The sequence below is a fragment of the Nonomuraea sp. NPDC048901 genome (assembly GCF_040649695.1).
GTDB lineage: Bacteria > Actinomycetota > Actinomycetes > Streptosporangiales > Streptosporangiaceae > Nonomuraea.
Genome location: NZ_JBEZFW010000010.1, coordinates 106,108 through 125,019 on the forward strand (window position 1 = coordinate 106,108; position 18,912 = coordinate 125,019).

Sequence of the window (18,912 nt, forward strand, 5' to 3'; positions counted from 1 at the left end):
TCAGCCGCCCGACAGCTTGAACTTGGCGTCGATGGTCTTGTCCACGCCCTTCAGCCCCGCGTCCAGGTCCTTGACCGAGCCCTTCTCCCACGAGGTGATGAACCCCTGCAGCGCCTCCTGGTTGAACACGCTGTTGACGTGCGCCGGGATCGTGCTCGTCTTCGGGTTGGCGAAGATGTCGAGGAAGGTCTGGAAGTGCTCGTCCTTCTTCAGCTCGGGCGACTCCAGCGCGGCCTTGGTGGTCGGCACGTTGCGGATCGCGTTGGCCAGCGTGACCAGCGCGCCGGTGTCGGTGGTCAGGTACTTCACCAGAGCCCAGGCGGCCTCGGGGTTCTTGGCGCCCTTCGGCACGCCGATCACGGTGCCCGCGGTGAAGCCGCTGCCGTACAGGTCGGGCTTGGCGTCGTCGACCGGCATGGGGGCGGTGCCGTAGTCGAGCTTCGGCGCCTCGTTGGCGATCATGGCCACCCGCCACTCGCCGTCGATGCCCATGGCGACCTTGCCCTGGTAGAAGGGGTGCTTGCCGGAGAACTCGTCGCCCAGGCTCTTGCGGAACTTGTCCAGGTTGGCGTAGCCGTACCAGTCGACGAGCTCCTTCTGCCAGTTCAGCAGCGTCTTCCAGGCGGGGTCGGAGCCGATCGCCGAGGTGCCGTCGGGGTTGGTCCACTTGGCGCCGACCATCGCGCCCCAGTGACCCGCGGTGTTCTCGTAGTACTGGCCGCTCGGGATGAACCCGGCGACCTTGATGGTGCCGTCGGGGTTGCGGACCGTGAGCTCCTTGGCCAGCCTGGTCAGCTCCGACAGCGTCTTGGGCGGCTGCTTGCCCTTCATCAGGGCCTTGTTGTAGTAGAGGCCGTACGCGTCGGTCAGCAGCGGCATCACGCACCGCTTGCCCTCGTACTGGGTGTAGTCGTTCACGACGGGCGGCAGGCCCGACAGGTCGACGCCGTCCTGCTTGATCACCGGGTTGAGGTCCTGGAAGACGCCGCTCTTGCACCAGGTCGCCACCGAGTCGGTGGTGAAGGACGAGGCCACGTCCGGCGGGCGGCCACCGCGTACGGCCTGGGTGATCTGCTCGTCCTGTACGCCCTTGACCAGCTTGACCTTGATCTGCGGGTACTTCTTGTTGAACCCGGCGATGGCGTCGGTGAACGCCTTCACCTCCGAGTCCGCCGAGAATCCGTGCCACAGCTCGATGGAGGCGGCCGGCAGCGCGGTCGGCGCTGTGCCGCTGGGCTTGGACTGGGAGCCGAGAGCAGGACCGCCCTCTTTGCCCGCGGTACACGCGGCCAGAGTCAGGACGGCGAGCCCTGCGGCCGCCAAGGGGACGAAGCGCACGGGGGGTGCCTCCTCATGACGTTACTCATGTGGGTTGTGGAGCTCAGGGGGTTGGGACCGTAGAGCCGAAGACCTCGTCGCGGACGAGGTCGAGGGCGAGGTCGAGCGCGCCGGCGAGGACGGGGTTGCCTTCGACGGACGACAGGCGCAGCCGGGGCCGCGGGATGGTCAGCGCGTGCAGCTCGTGCTCGACCAGCTCGCGCAGGGGTTCGCCGCCCGACAGCACCACGCCGCCGGTCAGCACGATGAGCCCGGGATCGATGACGGAGGTGATGGCGGCCAGGCCCACCGCCAGCCGCGCGGCGATGTCGCGCAGCCCCGCCCTCGCGTCGTCGGCCTTCTGGCCCGTCTGGTGGTCGTCCGCCGCGCGCACCGCGTTCGCGATGGCCTGGCGGAAGTCCGTGCCGCGCACGCCGTACGAGCGCAGCAGCTTCAGCACGGCCGGGCCGCCGGTGAGCGCCTGGTAGCCGTGGTTGGCGTAGCGTCCCGCCTCGCGGGCCGTCGGCGCGCCCGGGGTCGGCATGTAGCCGACCTCGCCCGCGCCGCCGGTGGCGCCCCGGTGCATCCGCCCGCCCAGCACGATGGCCGAGCCGATGCCCTCGTCGGCCCACAGCAGCACGAAGTCGGAGTCGCCACGCGCGGCCCCGTGCGCCATCTCGGCCAGCGCGACCAGGTTGACGTTGTTCTCCACCGACACCGGCACGCCGAGTCCCTTGGCGAGCGTCGGCACCAGGTCGCCGATCTGCCAGCCCGGCATGTCCTTGGCGGTGGCGTAGCCGAGCCGGCCGGTGGACGGGTCGATCGCCGCCTGCACGCCGATCACCACCCGCCGCAGCGGGCCGGGGGAGCCCGCGCCGTCGAGGGCCGCGCGCAGCCTGGCGACCAGCTCGCCGCCCGGCCGGCGCGGGGTGGGCAGCGTGTACGAGCCCACGGTCGTGCCGGTGATGTCGGCGACCCTGGCCTCGATCCGGGCGGGGGTGACGTCCAGCGCGCCCACGTAGGCCGCCGCCGGGTTGATCCGGTAGACCTCCGCGGTACGGCCGGGCAGCCCCTCCCTGATGCCGTCGAGCACCACCAGACCCGCCTCCTGCAGACGGGACAGCAGTTGCGAGGCCGTCGGCTTCGACAGGCCGGTCAGGGTGCCGATCTCGGGGCGGGTCAACGGGCCGCGCTCCAGGAGGGCCTGCAACGCCGCGCGATCATTGATGGCGCGGAGCAGACTGGGAGTACCTGGTACCGGACCGCTCAACTTTCACCCCTTGACCCGAAGTTAGGAAACTTTCCTAACTTGATGCGAACCTAAGAGGCCCGGAGGGTTTCGGTCAAGGGGTGAAACCAAGCCGTGACCGGATGCGGGCCGGGATGTCGCGCGGGAAGATGGGAGTGCCTCAACAGGCATGCTAATGTCGTCGTTTGTTGTAACAACAAGCAGAATGGCCCGGAGTGTCCCATTAACAACAATAATGGTCAGGCGGCAACTCGTCAAACAGAGCTCGCAAGGGAGCAGGAGTATGTCGCCCGCCTCTATGCCCGCCTCGACGCGTTGCGTGAACGCACCCAGAGCCAGCTGAAGGAGGTGCTCGGCGCCGGCGCCGTCGGTACGCAGCAGAACAGGTCGGAGCGCGACACGTTCGCCGGCATGTACGCCGCCCGGCTGGCCCGGCTCTGGGCGGTGGAGCGCGGGCTGGTGTTCGGCCGGCTCGATCACGTCGACGAGGGCAGGCTCTACATCGGCAAGCTCGGCATCACCGACGACGAGCAGGAGCGGTTGCTCATCGACTGGCGCGCGCCCGTGGCCCAGCCGTTCTACCGCGCCACCCCGGCCGCGCCCATGGGCCTCACCAGGAGGCGGCACCTGCAGACGAAGGGCCGCGCGGTCATCGGCGTCGACGACGACCTGCTCGACTTCGACACGCTGACCGACGAGGACCGCGCCACGCTCAACGGCGAGGCCGCGCTGCTGGCCGCCCTCGACGAGCGGCGCACCGGCCGGATGCGCGACATCGTCGCCACCATCCAGGCCGAGCAGGACCGCGTCATCCGCGCCGACCTCAACGGCGTGCTGGTCGTCCAGGGCGGTCCTGGCACCGGTAAGACCGTCGTGGCCCTGCACCGCGCCGCGTACCTCCTCTACACCCACAGGGAGCGCCTTGAGCGTCGCGGGGTGCTGATCCTCGGCCCCAACCTCACCTTCCTGCGCTACATCGAGCAGGTGCTGCCCTCGCTGGGCGAGACCGACGTGCTGCTGTCGACGGTCGGCGAGCTCTATCCCGGCCTGACGGCCACCGCCAGGGACCGGCCGGAGGTGGCCGCGATCAAGGGCGACCTCCGCATGGCCGAGGTGATCGAGCGGGCCGTACGCGACCGGCAGCGGGTGCCCCGCAAGCCCGTCGAGCTGAACCTGGGCCGCTACACCCTCACCATCGACCGCAACATGCTCGAATCGGCCAAGAACAAGGCCACCCGCTCGCGCCGGGCGCACAACCAGGCGCGCGCGGTGTTCGTCAGGTCGCTGCTCAACGCCCTGGCCAGGCAGGCGGCCAAGAAGCTCGGCAAGGGCCTCATCGACGACGACGAGCTGGCCGACCTGCGTGAGGAGCTGCGCACCGAACAGCCGGTCAAGACCGCCCTGAACAGGCTCTGGCCGTACCTGACCCCGCAGCGCCTGCTCCTCGGCCTGTACGGCGCGCCGGAGCGGCTCGACTACGCGGCCGCGGCCCTGACCCCGCAGGAGCGCGCGCTGCTGCGGCGTGAGGGAGGGGAGTGGACCGAGTCCGACGTACCGCTGCTCGACGAGGCGGCCGAACTGCTCGGCGAGATCGACGAGCAGGTGCTGCGCGCCAGCGCCCTGCAGGCCGAGGAGGAGCTCGCCGCGGCCCGGCAGGCGGCCGAGCACGAGCGTGAGGCCGAGCTCGCATACGCCCGCGAGGTGCTCGAACTGACGGGTCTGTCCGACGTCATGGAGGCCGAGCGCCTGGCCGAACGCCAGCGTGGCGAGGGGCCCTACCTCACCACCGCCGAGCGGGCCGCCGCCGACCGCGCCTGGGCCTACGGTCACGTGATCGTGGACGAGGCGCAGGAGCTGTCGGCCATGGCCTGGCGGGTGATCATGCGGCGGGTGCCCACCCGGTCGATGACGATCGTCGGCGACATCGCGCAGACCGGCTCGATGGCCGGGGCCCGCTCGTGGAACCAGGTGCTCGATCCCTACGTGGCGGGTCGCTGGCGCCAGGAGCGGCTCACCGTCAACTACCGCACGCCGGTGGAGCTCATGGAGGTCGCCGCCCGCGTGCTGGCCACCATCGACCCGGCGCTCGAGGCGCCCGCCTCGGTCCGCGACAGCGGCGCCGAGCCCTGGTCGGCGCCGCTGTCGCAGTTGCCGGAGCTGGTCAAGGCCGAGGTCGGGGAGGGCGGCAAGGTCGCCGTGGTGGTCCCCGACACGCTGCTCGGCGAGCTCGGCAAGGTGATCTCCGACACGGTGGAGGGGGCCGCCGTGGTCTCCTCCCGCGCCACCCGGGGCACCGCGGCGCTCGACGCCCCCGTGGCCGTGCTCGGTGTGACCGATGCGAAGGGGCTGGAGTTCGATTCGGTCATCGTGGCCGAGCCGGACCTGATAGCCTCGCAGTCGCCGCGCGGCCTGAGTGACCTATATGTCGCTCTCACCCGGGCCACCCAGCGGCTCGGCGTCGTCCACGAGCGGCCGCTGTCAGCCCTCCTTTCGGGGGCGCTGGGCGGCTTGCCAAGCCGCGCGTCCGGGCCGACAAATGGGCATTAGATCGCTTTAATGCGACAACGCAAGCATGTCCTACCTGCGGAAACTTGATGTTTCTGCTGATCGGGACACGGTTGACATCTGAGGTGGAGTCGGTAGTTTGCTGCGCAGTCCAGCACGGGACTTGGCCGGTTGGCCGTCTCTGACATCGTCGGATCCTGCGTCCGTGACGGAGCGTGACTCCGTCCACACAGCCAGGTGCAGGGCCGTCGGTCCGTCGAGTCGGGGCACCCCAACCGGGCGGGGGGTTGGACCCGGGACGGGCCCGGGAGCCCAGTAGACAACGGAATTCCGCGCTCGCCGCCGACGAGACGGGTCCGGTCCGAAGGGTTTCCGGGCCCTCTTCCCTCTCGTGCGCAGGATCGCCATCAGCGCCGGGTGGTCCCGTCAGGTCACGGGATCACCCTGCCGCTCCTTTCGCCGCCGCTCCTTTCGCAGCCGCTCCTCGCCGTTCTCACCGACCCCTATCCTGGGTCGTCCAGCGCCTGGGACCCCTATTTGCGGATCACCGGGTGCCGCGAGGGCCGAATCGCTGCCCGGGGGCGGTAGCGTTTTCGCAAGCAGGCGTGCGAACGGCGAGGAGAATCCCGCGTGGTGCAGGACAAGACGGGCCCACCGCCCACTGGCGGCGGAACCCCGCACACCCCTGACTCGACCACGCCCGAATCCGGCCCGCCCGTTCCGCCCGCGTCTCCGTCCGGCACGCCCGTGCCGGCCTCGGACGGGTCCGCGTCTCCGTCTGGTACGTCCGCTTCCGTCCCCGGTGGGTCCGCTTCCGTCCCCGATACGTCCGCTTCCGTCCCCGGTGGGTCCGTTCCCGTAGGGCGTGGGGTTCGGGAGTCCGGGCGGGTGCTCATGGCCCGGGTGGCCGCCGCTGTGGCCGGTGGGGGACTGCTGTTCCTCGCCTTTCCGCCCATCGACTGGTGGCCGGCCGCGCCGCTCGGCGTCGCGCTGATCGTCGCCGCCCTCTACCGCGTGCGCCCCCGGCGCGCCGCCTGGCTCGGCTATCTGGCCGCCGCCGTGTTCCTGTTCCCCACCCTGGCCTGGGTGCGCGCGATCGGCGACGACGTCTGGCTGATGCTGGTCGGCGTCGAGAGCCTGTTCTACGCCGTGATGGCCGCCCTGGCCGCGCTGGTGTTCCGCCTGCGGTTGTGGCCGCTGTGGTTCGGCGGGCTCTGGGTGGCCATGGAGTGGGCGCGCGGGCTGTTCCCCATCGGCGGCTTCCCCTGGGCGCGGCTGGCGTTCAGCCAGGGCGAGTCGCTGTTCACCGAGTACGCCGCGCTGGGCGGGGCGCCGCTCGTGTCGTTCGCCGTCGCGCTGTGCGGGGCCCTGCTCGCCTACACGCTGCTGCGGCGGCCTCCGGACGCCCGGCGTGTCACCGGGCGGCTCGTCCCGCTCTCGCTCGCTCTGGTCGTGCCCCTGCTGACCCTGGCCGTGCCGAGGCCGGGCGATGAGGGGCGGACGGTCAACATCGGCATCGTGCAGGGCAACGTGCCGGGCCGCGGTATGTACGTCATGGGCGACGAACCCGCCGTTGTCCTGAAAAATCATGCCAACGAGACCAAAAAGCTGGCGCAGGCCGTACGAGACGGGAAACTCGCCAAGCCCGACATCGTGGTCCTCCCCGAGAACTCCACCGACATCGATCCCTACCGCGACGCGACCGCCCGCCAGATCATCGACGACTCCGTGAAGGACGTCGGGGTGCCCACGCTGGTCGGCGCGGTCGTGGCGATCGGCGAGGAGAACCGCGCGACCCGCAGCCTGGTCTGGGACCCGGTGACCGGACCCGGCGCCTACTACGACAAGCAGCAACTGGTGCCGTTCGGCGAGTACACACCCTTCAAGGAGCTCGTGCTGGCCCTGTGGGAGCGGGCCGGTCTGGTGGGCAGGCAGTCGGTCCCGGGCACCAAGCCGGGCGACCTGAAGATGGGGCCGGTGACGATCGGCGCGGTCAACTGTTACGAGGTGGCCTACGACGGCACCGTGCGCGGGACCGTCAAGACGGGGGCCACGCCGCTGGTGGTGCAGACCAACAACGCCACCTACGCCGAGTCCAACCTGCCGCCGCAGCAGCTGGCCATGTCGAAGCTGCGGGCCGTCGAGCACAACAGGGCGGTCGTGACGGCGGCCACCACCGGCATCTCGGCGTATGTCACACCTGACGGTAAGGTCTCCTGGCAGACCCGCGAGCTCGTGGCGGACATGAACGTGGTGAAGGTGCCCGTGCGCACCCAGGCGACGGTCGCGACCCAGATCGGCGCGTTGCCAGAGTGGGCGCTGGCGTTGATGGGAGTGGCGGCCGCCGGGGTCGCCGCGTGGCGTGTCAGGCGCAAGGCGACCGGTGAGGAATGACTGATCATGGAGACTCTTGGCCGGATACTCATCGTCATACCGACCTACAACGAGCGCGACAACCTGCCGCTGATCACCGAGCGGGTGCGCACCGCCCTGCCGGACGCCCACGTGCTGGTGGTCGACGACAACAGCCCCGACGGCACCGGTGAGATCGCCGACAAGCTGGCCGACAAGGACGACCACGTCCACGTCCTGCACCGGGCGGGCAAGGAAGGGCTGGGCGCCGCCTACATCGCCGCGTTCCGCTGGGGCCTCGACGAGGGCTACAACGTGCTGGTGGAGATGGACGCCGACGGCTCCCACCAGCCCGAGGAGCTGCACAAGCTGCTGGAGGCGGTCTGCGACGGCGCCGACCTGTCGATCGGGTCGCGCTGGGTGCCCGGCGGCAAGGTGGTCAACTGGCCCGTCTCCCGCGAGCTCCTGTCCAGGGGCGCCAACATCTACACGCGGCTCATGCTCGGCATGTCCGTGCGCGACGCGACCGCCGGGTTCCGCGTCTATCGCGCCGCGACGCTGGAGAAGATCGGGCTGGCCGACGTCGAGTCGCAGGGCTACTGCTTCCAGGTCGACCTCACCCTGCGGACGACCAGGCACGGCCTGCGGGTGGTCGAGGTGCCGATCACTTTCGTGGAGCGGACCGTCGGCACGAGCAAGATGAGCAGCCGCGTCATGGCCGAGTCGTTCTGGCGCATCGCCGTCTGGGGGCTGTCCGGCCTGCCCGCCCGGCTGCGCGGCAAGCGCGGCTGAGAACCTGTGGCCACCCTCAGGTAGCGGCGGAACGGTTAGGGCGCGCCGGGCGTTGTCATTGTGTACACGGTCTTTTAGGTACGTCGTGTGCGCGGTCCTTTGGGTACGCCTTCAGATACGTCGCGTAGATACGTCGCGGGCGCGGATTGGGGAAGACGATGCGGCTCCTGCTTTTCCTGGCCTTCCTGATCGTCCCGGTGCTGGAGATCTGGCTGCTGATCCAGGTCGGCTCGGTGATCGGTGGCTGGACGACCGTGGCCCTGCTCATCGCCGACAGCCTGCTGGGCGCGTGGCTGGTACGGCGTGAGGGGCGCAGGGCGTGGCGGGCGCTGCAGGACGCGCTGCAGTCCGGCCGGATGCCCGACAAGGAGCTCGCCGACGGCGGCCTGATCCTGGTGGGTGGCGCGCTGCTGCTGACGCCGGGGTTCCTGAGCGACGTCCTCGGGTTCCTGTGCGTGCTGCCGGTCACGCGGCCGGCGATGCGGCGCCTGGTGTCCTGGTTCTTCGACCGCCGGGTCAAGAAGATGGCGGCGGCCTCGCCGTACGCGCACCTCTTCTCGGCGCCGGGCGGCGGGCCCGTCGACGGACACGTCAACGCGCGCGGCGCCGGTGTGGTGCACGGCGAAGTGATCAGAGAAGACCGCGAGCCGTCCTGACCGCGAGCCGCCCTACGGCCGGTAAGGCTTGCTGACCGGCGAGCCCTACTGGCCGCGAGACGGGCCGTGAGCAAACGAGACGGGCCCTGAGCAAACGAGACCGGCCCTGAGCAATGCGAAGCCCCCGGACAAGGTGTCCGGGGGCTTTCACCGTGAGAAGGTGTCAGGCGCTCTTTCGACGCTGGGCCCGCAGGACCGCCAGCCTCTCGTTGAGCACCTCTTCCAGGTCCTCGATGGACCGTCGCTCCAGGAGCATGTCCCAGTGCGTCCGCGGGGGCTTCGTCTTCTTCGACTCCGGCTGCTCGCCGTCGACCCGAACCGCGGTAGCACCGCACATGCGGCACTCCCAGGTCGCGGGAATCTCGGCCTCGGCGGCAAGCGGAACCTCGAAGCGATGGCCCTTGGGACAGGTGTAGGACACGTCCTGGCGCGGGGCCAGATCCGTGTTACGGTCGTTCTCGTAGCTGGTTGCCCCGAGCCGGGTGCCACGAAGCGCGCGCTCGCCCATGTTTAAATGCCTCCTACAGGGCCCCCATCGTGAGGGGTCTGTCTCCCACGGTGTGTAACGCTTGGTACCGTGATGGGATTCCCCCCTGCGGGGTGATCCAATCGCTCTCTTCCCGAGGAGTTGCCCGCAACCGGGCTTCCGTCGGCGTTTTGGAGCTCCGGGCCACGTGAGGGCCATGGTGGTTCCTGAGACAGTTCGCGAATCGGTCTGACCGCAAGGCGCCCTTTGCTCGCTCCCTGTAATCCGGGACACGATCGGCCGGGTGGTGGTCGCGGGACGGTAGCGCCTGACGGTAGCCAAGGGACGCGGGCCCACAAGACCGCCCCGCCGGGGACGAGCGCCCACCGGCGGGGGACAGCGGGTCTAGCGCACGCCGTACAAGTGCTCGATGGCGAGCTGGTCCAGGTGCTCGAACGCGGCGCCGCGGGCGGCGAGCGCGTCGATGTCGGGGGTGAAGGAGCGCACGTCGCGCCAGCTCTCCCCGTCGGCGAGGGTCGGCACGGCCAGCTCGTCGAGCCGGGCCGCCGCCAGCGCCTCCCGCACCTCGGGGTCGGCGCGGAAGGCCCGCACCTTCTCCCGCAGGATCAGGTAGTTGCGCATGCACGCCGCCGCCGACACCCACACGCCCTCGTCGTCCTCGGTGCGCGGCGGCTTGAAGTCGAAGTGGATCGGGCCGGAGAAGCCGTTGGACTCCAGGACATCAACGGTCCAGAAGGCGCCCCGGGCGTTGCCGGCGCCGAAGCGGAAGTCCTGGTCGTAGCGCGGGCCGTTCTGCCCGTTCAGGTCGATGTGGAACAGCTTGCCGTGCCACAGCGCCTGCGCGATGCCGTGCGCGTAGTTGAGCCCGGCCATCTCCTCGTGGCCCACCTCGGGGTTGAGCCCGACCAGCTCCGGGTGCTCCAGCTCGTTGATGAACGCCAGCGCGTGGCCGATGGTGGGCAGCAGGATGTCGCCCCTCGGCTCGTTGGGCTTGGGCTCGATCGCGAACTTGAGGTCGTAGTTGTGGTCCAGCACGTACGAGCCGAGCACGTCGAAGGCCTCCTTGTAGCGGTCGAGCGCCGCCTGGACGTCCTTGGCCGCGCCGCTCTCCGCGCCTTCCCTGCCTCCCCAGCACACGTAGACCTGCGCGCCCAGCTCGGCGGCCAGGTCGATGTTGTCCATCACCTTGCGCAGCGCGAACCGGCGCACGTCGCGGTCGTTGGAGGTGAAGGCCCCGTCCTTGAAGATCGGGTGCGAGAACAGGTTGGTGGTCGCCGTGGTGACCACCAGGCCGGTCTCCTCCAGCGCCTTGCGGAACGCGCCGACCCGCTCGTCGCGGTCATGGCCGTCGAAGTCGAACACGTCGTTGTCGTGGAAGTTCACCCCGTACGCGCCGATCTCGGCGAGCTTGCGCACGGCCCGGTCGGCGGGCATGGGCGCCCTGGTCGCCGGTCCGAACACATCGACTCCCGCCCAGCCGACGGTCCAGATGCCGAAGGAGAAGCGGTCCTCGGGGGTGGGCGTGTAGGGGTCTACGCTCATGATCGATCCTCTCGGTGGTGCTGCCAGCCGGCCGTACGGTCGCGCAGCTCGGCGTACTGGTCACGGACATGGGGAGTGGGCGGCCCGTCGTACTCCTGGACCGGCTGGGCCGTCCAGACGGGCGGCTCGGGCGTGCCGGCCAGCGCCCAGGCGGCCTGGCGGGCCGCGCCGAGCGCCACGTATTCGGCCGGCTCGGGGACGGCGACGGGCTTGCCGAAGATCTGGGGGGCGATGCGGCGCACCGCCTCGGACTTCGCGCCGCCGCCGATCAGCAGCACGCGGCGCGGTCGTACGCCCTGCGCGGTCAGGTGGTCGATGGCGTCGGCGAGGGAGGACAGCAGCCCCTCGACCGCCGCCCGCGCCAGGTTCTCGCGCGTGGCGTTGCGGGTGGTCAGGCCGGTGAGCGTGCCCGAGGCGTCCGGCCGGTTCGGGGTGCGCTCGCCGTCGAGATAGGGCAGCAGCGTGAGGCCGCCGGCGCCCGGCGGGGCGGCCAGCGCCAGCTCCGACAGCTCCGCCAGCGAGCAGCCGATCATCGAGGCCGCCGAGGAGAGGATCCTGGCCGCGTTGAGCGTGGCCAGCAGCGGCATGAAGCGCCCGGTCGCGTCCGCGAAACCGGCGACCATCCCCGACTCGTCGGCGGCGGGCACCTCGCTCACCGCGAACACCGTGCCCGAGGTCCCGATGGACACCGCGACGTCGCCGGGCCGCAGCCCGAGCCCGAGCGCCGCGCCCATGTTGTCGCCGGTGCCGGGCCCGATCGCGGCGCCGCCCGGCAGGTGCCCGACGATCTCGTTCGGCGCGGCCACACGGGGCAGCTCGACCTCGTGACCGATCGCGGCCGACACGAACTCGGGCAGATACTCTCCCGTCGCCGGGGACCAGTATCCAGTGCCCGAGGCGTCGCCCCGGTCGGTCGTGAAGGCCCGGCGCTCGCCCAGCCGCCAGGTCAGCCAGTCGTGGGGCAGCAGCACGGCCGCGGTGCGGGCGGCCGACTCCGGCTCGTGCTCGGCCAGCCAGCGGAGCTTGGTGACCGTGAACGAGGCCACGGGCACGCTGCCGGTCAGCTCGGCCCACCGGGCCGGGCCGCCCAGCTCGGCGGTCAGGCGGGTGGCCTGCGGCGCCGACCGCGTGTCGTTCCACAGCAGGGCGGGCCGCACCACCTCGCCGGAACCGTCGAGCGCGACCATGCCGTGCTGCTGGGCCGCCACCGCGACGGCCGCGGCCCGCTCCAGCAGGTGCCGCCCCTTGTCGAGCGCGCTCTCCCAATGGTGGGGATGGCACTCCGTGCCGTCGGGATGCGGGGCCGCGAACTCGTCGACCACTGTGCCGTCACCGGCCCGGCACAGCACGATCTTCGTCGACTGAGTCGAGGAGTCGACCCCGGCCACCAGTGCCTCTGTCACCAGGACTCCATATTAGTCAACTGTATGGATTAAATAGCCTAACAGACCAGCGAATCACCAGGAAGACCCATTAGTCTTAGATTGTGACAAAACCCAGGGAAGGGCCGCTCCGGCACGCCACCATGCGCGAACGCAATCTCGCCGTGGTGCTGGAGCAGGTCGTACGCTGCCAGCCGGTCACCCGTGCCCGGCTCGCCGAGCAGACCGGGTTCACCAAGACCACCGTCTCCAACCTGCTCGCGGTGCTCGAAGGCGCCGGGCTGGTCCAGGACGGCGCGCTGGTCCAGGGCGGCGAGCGCGGCCGGCCCGGGATCGCCGTCTCGGTCAACGGCGACGGCGCCGCCGCGCTCGGGCTGGAGATCAACGTCGACTACCTCGCCGCGTGCGTACTGGACCTGGGCCGGCGCACCCGCTACCACCAGCTCGTGACCTTCGACAACCGGGGGCGTGCGCCCGAGTCGGTGATCTCCTCGCTGGGGCGGCTGGCCGCCGAGGCCGTCGCCGCGGCCGCCGGGCAGGGCCTGGCGGTGGCGGGCGCGACGGTCGCCGTCCCCGGCCTGCTCGATCGGGAGAACGGCCTGGTCCGCCGCGCCCCGAACCTCGGCTGGACCGACGTCCCGGTCAGCACCCTGCTCCGCGACGCGCTGCCCGACCTGCCGATCCCCGCCACCCACGACAATGAGGCCAACCTGGCCGCGCTGGCGGAGCTGTGGTTCGGCGACGGCGCGCGGCACGGCGGCTTCATCCACGTCTCGGGCGAGATCGGGATCGGCGCCGGCATCGTCATGGACGGTCAGGTGCTGCGCGGCACGCACGGGTTCGCCGGCGAGCTCGGCCACCTCGTCGTGGAGCCGGGCGGCGCGCCGTGCACCTGCGGCGGGCGCGGCTGCCTGGAGCAGATCGCCGGTCAGGACGCCATCCTGCGCGCCGCCGGGCTGCCCGCCGTCACGGCCACCACGGCGGCCAAGCCGGACGGCCCGATCAGGGAGCTCCTTGACCTGCTGGAACGCTCGGACCAGCGGGCGCTGGCCGCGCTCGACGGCGCGGGCCGGGCACTCGGCGCCACCCTCGCCTCGGCCGTCAACCTGGTCGACCCCGGCGCGATCGTCCTCGGCGGCATCTTCTCGCCGCTGGCCTCATGGATCGGCCCGGCGGTCGAGGCCGCGCTGGGGGAGGGGAGCGGCTCGCTGCGTACCGCCGTACCGCCGGTGGTCGCCTCGGAGCTGGCGGGGAACGCCGCGGTGCTCGGCGCGGCCGGCGTGGTGATCGAACGCGTCATCGGCCACCCGGCCCTCCTGCTGTCCCCCTAGCGCCTTCACCGACGTAGCGCCCTTCGCTGACGAGCGCTCACGCCGATGTCGCGCCCTTCACCGATGGGCGCCCGCGGGCCTGTGGGCGGGGGAGATCGGCGCCGTGGATCGTGCGCGCCACAGCGCGACGGCCAGCCAGAGGCCGCCGACGGCGATCAGCGCGCCGTGCGCGATCCGCAGCGAGTACGGCCCGAAGAACTGCGGGATGAACAGCGTGAACCCCACTGCGAACGGCACCCCGCTCCACCTGGCCAGCGTGCCGGACCGCCACACGGCCACCGCCGCCATGACCGCCCCCACGCCCAGCAGGGCGAGCCCGGCGGCGAACATGGTCACCGCCACCGGCCCGAACCGGAACTCCGCGGCCAGCTCCATCAGCGCCGGAGCGTGGTCGCGCAGCGACCGGCGGGCGATGACGTTCAGCCCGAAGTCCTCGGCGCCGTAGTAGGGCAAGGTGAGGCCCGCGCCGATCCACGTCACCGCCGCCGCCCGCAGCGACAGCCGGTCGCCCAGCACCTGGTGCAGTCCCAGGACGGCCAACCCGGTGAGGATGAAGCCGATCATGGCGGCCAGGTGGCCGTATACCCACGCGCCCGACGCCATGGCGGCCGCGTCGTCGCCGAACGGCCGCACGGCCGGATAGATGAGGAACAGCACACCGCCGGCGGCGAAGGCCGCAGAGGTCAGCCGGGCGTTCATGGTCACTCCAAAGGGGAAGGGCATTGCTCTCTTGTGTGAGCAATGCTCTCCCTTTGGAGCGTTGATGTCAAGAGCGGTGCTCTCGCTTGGCGAGCAGGGGTACGAGGGTGCGGTCGCCGAGGCGGGTCATCGCGGCCAGTGGCTTCGTGGCCGCGCCGACCAGTAGCGGCAGGCCCGGCTTGCCCGTCGCCCTGGCCAGGGCGGGGCCGAGGGCGGCCATCATGGCGGTCAGACCCGGCAGCGGCCTGATCCACATGGTGATCTCCTTGATCAGGCCCTGGTCGTCGAGGTGCAGCAGGGCCGACTCCTCGATCTCCTGGCGGCCCAGGCGGGCGGTGGCGGCGAGCATGCGGGTTCGCTCGTCGCCCACGTCCGTGTGGTAGCGCAGATCGGACAGGGCGCTCATCGCCGCCGTGAACAGGTCGCGTACCTGCTCCTGGCCGTGGAAGGTCGCCGTGGCGCTGAGGGGGGAGTGGAAGATCACGTCCGGCGCCAGGGCGGACATGATCGCGTTGACGTTCTTCGCCTCGCCGGCCTCGCGGTAGGCGCGGGCAGGTGAGTCCTGAATGTGAACTGTCATGAGTTCACTTTATCAACCCACTATGCTGGGGTCGTGAACAGGTTCGGAGAGATGCACTGCTCCATCGCTCAGGCCGTCGGCGTGGTCGCCGAGCCGTGGACGCCGTTGATCCTGCGGGATCTGTTCCTGGGGGTGTGCCGGTTCGACGATCTCGCGGAGGATCTGGGCATCTCGCGCAACCTGCTGACGCGGCGGCTGGAGCGCCTGGTGGAGTCGGGGGTGGTGGAGCGGCGGCCCTATCAGGAACGGCCGGTGCGCTTCACGTACACGCTGACCGAGGCGGGCCGTGACATCGTGCCCGCGCTGTTCACGCTGATGGCCTGGGGGGACCGCTGGGCGACCCCGCCCGGCGGGCCGCCCGCGCTGCTGGTGCACTCCTGCGGCGAGCAGTTCACGCCGGTCGTGACGTGCCCGCACTGCGGGGGGCGGGCCGACGCGGACACGGTGCGGGCCGTAGGCGGCCCCGGCGCCGCTCAGGGGCCCGGCACGATGGTCCTCGCCGCCCCCGGCAGACGCGACGAGCTCGCCCCCGGCGGACGCGACGGGGCCGCCCCGCAAGACGGCGAGGCGGCCCCGTAAGACACGGCAAAGGCGTCAGATCCGCGCGGGCACCTCATTGCCCGCGTCGCGGATGGCCTTCGGCAGGTTGACCATGGCCAGCAGGACGAAGCCGATCACGAAGAAGATAATCATCGAGATGATGGCGATCCGGTAGCTGTTGGTGAGCTGGATCGCGATCGTCACCGTCAGGGAGCCGATGAACGCCGACCCCTTGTCGCTGATCTGCAGCAGGCTGAAGTATTCGGCCTCCCGCCCCTTCGGGATCACCAGCGAGAACAGCGAGCGCGACAGCGCCTGGGTGCCGCCCAGCACGATCGAGATGGCGAACGCGAGCAGGTAGAACTGAAGGGCGGCCTTCTCCTGCAGGAAGTACGCGATCAGCACGATCACCGTCCACACCACCAGGCTGCCCAGCACCGTGTGCTTGGTGCCGAACCGGCGGGCCAGCCAGCCCATCAGCAGCGCGCCGAAGAACGCCACGAACTGCACCATGAGGATCGCGCTGATCTGCGTCTCCTTGCTCAGCTTGAGCGCCTCGGAGGCGAAGGCCGAGCTGTTGCCGATGACGGTCTGCACGCCGTCGTTGTAGACGAGGTAGGCCACCAGGAACAGCAGCGTCAGCGGATATTGGCGCAGCTCGCTCAGCGTACGGCCGAGTTGCCTGAAGCTGCCGCCGACAGAGCGCAGCGCCGTGCTCTCGTGGGCCGCGACCGGCCGGTTGCGCAGTCTCAGCAGGGGGACGATCGTGAAGATCGCCCACCACAGGCCCGCCGACATCATGCTGATCCGCACCGACATGCCCTCGTCCAGCCCGAAGCTCTCGTGCTTGAGGTAGAGGACCAGGTTGAGCGCGAGCAGCACGCCGCCGCCCAGGTAGCCGATCGCCCAGCCGCGCGAGGAGACGCGGTCGCGTTCCTCGGCGGTGGAGATCTGCGGCAGGAACGAGTCGTAAACCACCACGGACGAGCCGTAGGCCAGGTTGGCCAGGATGAACAGCACCCCGCCCAGCATGTAGCGGTCGCCCTCAAGGAAGTACAGGCCCACGGTGGCCAGCGCGCCCACGTAGGCGAAGCCGCCGAGCATCTCCTTCTTGCGCCCGGTGTGGTCGGCCAGCGCGCCCACGACCGGCAGGAAGAGGATCTGCAGCAGCACCGCCACGGTCAGCGTCAGCCCGAAGAACGCGGCCGGTCTGATGTCGGCGCCCAGCACGTCCACGTAGCCCAGGCCCGGGTTGGCCTCGGCCAGCTTGTCGAAGTCGGTCGAGCAGGTGGCGGCCGCGATTGAGGGGAAGTCCTTGGCGCAGGCCGCGGTCCTGGCGACCGAGATGAGGTACGGGCTGAGGAAGACCGAGATGATCGTGGTGTAGAAGGCGGAGTTGGCCCAGTCGTAGACGTACCAGCCGCGTTGTTCGCGCCTGCGTGCCGAGGGAGAGTCGGCGGTGTCGTCGGGAGCCGCGGGGGGTGCGGGTACGGGCATGTGTCGTGTCGCTCCTATGCGGCCATGCGGCCCGGATGCCACAGGCCGCGACGCTCCAGCACGTCACGCAGGCCGGTGACGTTGTCGGTCATGACACCGTCGACGCCGAGGTCGAGCAGGTGCTCCATGCGGGCGGGGTCGTTGATCGTCCATACGTGCACCTGCATGCCGATGGCGTGCGCCGTACGGATGAGACGGCCGGTGGTGACGCGCAGGCCGCGGAAGCCCACCGGCACCTGCGCGCAGGGCACGCCCGCGCGCTTGAGCCGGGTCAGCAGCCGGCCGTAGCCGGAGGTGGACGCGGCGGCGCGCAGTGCGGCGACGCCGCGCGGGCCGAGCGCCGAGCAGACCTCCCGGCCGAGCGCGGCCCTGGCCAGCACCAGGCGCTCGTCGGAGAAGGAGGTCAGGCAGATCCGGTCGTAGGCCCCGGTGCGCCGGACCGCCTCGGCGAGCGGCGCGATCGCGGCGGCCTCCTTCACGTCGATGTTGAAGCGGATCTCCGGCCAGCCGCCGAGCAGATCCTCCAGCAGCGGGATCTCGTGCACACCCCCGATGCGCGCCCGCCTGACCGTGCTGTAGGGCAGCTCCGAGATGCGGCCGCGCCGGTCGGTGACCCGGTCGAGGGTGTGGTCGTGGAAGGCGAGCAGCACGCCGTCGGCCGTGGCGTGCGCGTCGGTCTCCAGGTAGCGATAGCCCAGCCGGACGGCCTGCTCGAAGGCCGCGACGGAGTTCTCGGCGCCCTCGGCGGCGCCCCCGCGATGCGCGAAGGCCAGCGGGCCCGGATGATCGAGAAACGCGAAGCGGCGGCTGAGCACGTCCTGAAGTATGCCTTCCGTGGGTGAAAAATAAGGTTACGAATCAGGGAGATTCTGCCATTCCTGGCGCCGGGCCTCGGCCAGCGCGATGGCGGCGGCCACTGAGACGTTGAACGAGCCGACCCGCCCGACCTGCGGGATGTAGCAGACCCCGTCGACGGCGTCGAGCAGGGCCGGTGAGCAGCCGTGGTCCTCGCTGCCGACCACCAGGCACACGTCGCGGCCCAGGTCGGCCCGGTGCAGGGGCACGGCCTCGGCGGTCAGTTCGATGGCCAGCACGGAGTAGCCGTCCTCGCGGGCGGCCTTCACGGCGTCGACGGCGGGGACCGGCTCGTGCCAGGTGACCAGCCGCTCGGTGCCGAGCGCCGTCTTGCCCGCCTTCGGGTTGGTCGGCGGGGTGGCGTTGCCCGCCAGCCAGATCTGGTCGACGCCGAACGCGGCGGCGCTGCGGAAGATCGAGCCGACGTTGAACGGGCCGGTGACCGACTCGAGGATCAGCGACAGCCGGTTCGAGGTGTTTCTGCGCCAGGTGCGGTTGAGCCGCTTGACGTCGGTGGGGCGCAGCTGCCTTCTCATCGGGTTACCTTCAGGATTCGGTAGGCGGCGCGGGAGGCCGCGCGGCCGGCCTGCCAGCCCTGCTCGCCGAGCCAGCGCTGCAGCGAGTCGGAGCCGAGGTGCTTCTGTACGACCAGGTAGGCGACGCCGTCGGGCGTCAGCCGGGTGAGCCAGCGGGTGAGCATCTCGTGCAGGGCGGGCTTGCCAATACGGATAGCGGGATTAGACCAGATAGCCCGAAATTTCACGTCATCGGGTACCTCGTCGATATGCAGCGACCTTACTTTGTCAAGGCGCGCGGCCTGGGCATTGCGCGCCGTGAGCTCCACGCTGCGCCGGTTCACATCCACGGCCCAGACGGTCGCGCCGGGCGCCCGCGAGGCCATGGTCAGCGCGATCGGGCCGTAGCCGCAGCCCAGGTCGAGCAGGTCGCCCTCCTGTGGCGGCGGCGGGACGCTCTCCAGCAGCACGCGGGTGCCGAGATCGACCCGCTCGGGCGAGAACACCCCCCGGTCGGTCTCCAATCGCAGGTGCAGGTCGGGCAGCACCAGGTCGACGGAGCCCGGCCGGCTCGCGGTCCGCGGCTGTTCGGAGAAGTAGTGGGCCACGTGCC

General features: G+C 70.7%; 17 protein-coding genes. 6 read left to right on the forward strand and 11 right to left on the reverse strand.

What is annotated here, in order from left to right:
- Both AB0C30_RS32395 and AB0C30_RS32400 read right to left on the reverse strand, forming a co-directional pair.
- Positions 1-1,338, reverse strand: a complete 1,338-nt coding sequence (locus AB0C30_RS32395; RefSeq protein ID WP_357951787.1) for an ABC transporter substrate-binding protein — start codon at positions 1,336-1,338, stop codon at positions 1-3.
- 43 nt (positions 1,339-1,381) lie between these two features.
- Positions 1,382-2,587: an ROK family transcriptional regulator gene (locus AB0C30_RS32400; protein WP_357951789.1), complete on the reverse strand. Its 1,206-nt coding sequence runs from the start codon at positions 2,585-2,587 to the stop codon at positions 1,382-1,384.
- Between the two features lie 294 nt (positions 2,588-2,881).
- On the opposite strand from AB0C30_RS32400, the gene AB0C30_RS32405 reads away from it, so the two are divergent.
- The 4 genes from AB0C30_RS32405 to AB0C30_RS32420 all read left to right on the forward strand — a co-directional run bounded on the left by AB0C30_RS32405 (position 2,882) and on the right by AB0C30_RS32420 (position 8,871).
- Positions 2,882-5,113, forward strand: coding sequence for an ATP-binding domain-containing protein (locus tag AB0C30_RS32405; RefSeq protein ID WP_357951790.1), 2,232 nt, complete (start codon positions 2,882-2,884; stop codon positions 5,111-5,113).
- An 852-nt stretch (positions 5,114-5,965) separates the two neighbouring features.
- A complete protein-coding gene (gene lnt / locus AB0C30_RS32410; protein ID WP_357952187.1) occupies positions 5,966-7,465 on the forward strand; it encodes an apolipoprotein N-acyltransferase in 1,500 nt (499 codons plus the stop codon).
- Between the two features lie 6 nt (positions 7,466-7,471).
- Entirely contained in the window at positions 7,472-8,215 is a 744-nt protein-coding gene (locus tag AB0C30_RS32415; protein ID WP_357951792.1) for a polyprenol monophosphomannose synthase, read from the forward strand.
- Between the two features lie 158 nt (positions 8,216-8,373).
- Complete coding sequence (locus AB0C30_RS32420) at positions 8,374-8,871, forward strand: FxsA family protein (RefSeq protein ID WP_357951794.1); 498 nt, start codon at positions 8,374-8,376, stop codon at positions 8,869-8,871.
- A 163-nt stretch (positions 8,872-9,034) separates the two neighbouring features.
- Here the strand turns inward: AB0C30_RS32420 and AB0C30_RS32425 are convergent, their stop codons facing one another.
- The 3 genes from AB0C30_RS32425 to xylB form a co-directional block, all read right to left on the reverse strand.
- Positions 9,035-9,379 carry an RNA polymerase-binding protein RbpA gene (locus tag AB0C30_RS32425; RefSeq protein ID WP_103962598.1) on the reverse strand — a complete coding sequence of 115 codons (345 nt, stop codon included), beginning with the start codon at positions 9,377-9,379 and terminating at the stop codon, positions 9,035-9,037.
- 363 nt (positions 9,380-9,742) lie between these two features.
- Positions 9,743-10,900, reverse strand: a complete 1,158-nt coding sequence (xylA, locus tag AB0C30_RS32430) for a xylose isomerase (RefSeq protein ID WP_357951795.1) — start codon at positions 10,898-10,900, stop codon at positions 9,743-9,745.
- Positions 10,897-12,303: a xylulokinase gene (gene xylB, locus AB0C30_RS32435; RefSeq protein WP_357951797.1), complete on the reverse strand. Its 1,407-nt coding sequence runs from the start codon at positions 12,301-12,303 to the stop codon at positions 10,897-10,899. Before xylB ends, xylA begins: the two co-directional genes overlap by 4 nt.
- A gap of 83 nt (positions 12,304-12,386) precedes the next feature.
- Between xylB and AB0C30_RS32440 the strand changes: the two genes are divergently transcribed.
- On the forward strand, positions 12,387-13,613 hold the full coding sequence (locus AB0C30_RS32440; protein ID WP_357951799.1) for an ROK family transcriptional regulator: 1,227 nt from the start codon (positions 12,387-12,389) through the stop codon (positions 13,611-13,613).
- Positions 13,614-13,670: 57 nt separating this feature from the next.
- Here the strand turns inward: AB0C30_RS32440 and AB0C30_RS32445 are convergent, their stop codons facing one another.
- Complete coding sequence (locus tag AB0C30_RS32445; RefSeq protein ID WP_357951801.1) at positions 13,671-14,312, reverse strand: hypothetical protein; 642 nt, start codon at positions 14,310-14,312, stop codon at positions 13,671-13,673.
- 67 nt (positions 14,313-14,379) lie between these two features.
- Complete coding sequence (locus tag AB0C30_RS32450; RefSeq protein ID WP_357951803.1) at positions 14,380-14,892, reverse strand: nuclear transport factor 2 family protein; 513 nt, start codon at positions 14,890-14,892, stop codon at positions 14,380-14,382.
- A 33-nt stretch (positions 14,893-14,925) separates the two neighbouring features.
- Between AB0C30_RS32450 and AB0C30_RS32455 the strand changes: the two genes are divergently transcribed.
- Entirely contained in the window at positions 14,926-15,471 is a 546-nt protein-coding gene (locus AB0C30_RS32455) for a helix-turn-helix domain-containing protein (protein WP_357951805.1), read from the forward strand.
- A gap of 15 nt (positions 15,472-15,486) precedes the next feature.
- Here AB0C30_RS32455 and AB0C30_RS32460 read toward each other — a convergent pair whose 3' ends face one another.
- From AB0C30_RS32460 to AB0C30_RS32475, 4 genes are read right to left on the reverse strand one after another with little or no spacing between them, the layout of a single operon-like run.
- Positions 15,487-16,929 (reverse strand): MFS transporter, encoded by a 1,443-nt coding sequence (locus tag AB0C30_RS32460; protein WP_357951807.1) that lies wholly within the window; start codon positions 16,927-16,929, stop codon positions 15,487-15,489.
- A gap of 14 nt (positions 16,930-16,943) precedes the next feature.
- Positions 16,944-17,744, reverse strand: a complete 801-nt coding sequence (locus tag AB0C30_RS32465) for a glycerophosphodiester phosphodiesterase family protein (RefSeq protein ID WP_357951809.1) — start codon at positions 17,742-17,744, stop codon at positions 16,944-16,946.
- Positions 17,745-17,780: 36 nt separating this feature from the next.
- The gene (locus AB0C30_RS32470; protein ID WP_225291219.1) at positions 17,781-18,320 is read right to left on the reverse strand and encodes a TrmH family RNA methyltransferase; all 540 of its coding nucleotides are present in this window, start codon (positions 18,318-18,320) and stop codon (positions 17,781-17,783) included.
- Complete coding sequence (locus AB0C30_RS32475; protein ID WP_357951811.1) at positions 18,317-18,907, reverse strand: methyltransferase; 591 nt, start codon at positions 18,905-18,907, stop codon at positions 18,317-18,319. The genes AB0C30_RS32470 and AB0C30_RS32475 overlap by 4 nt, the downstream gene beginning before the upstream one ends.
- Positions 18,908-18,912 lie beyond the last annotated feature (5 nt).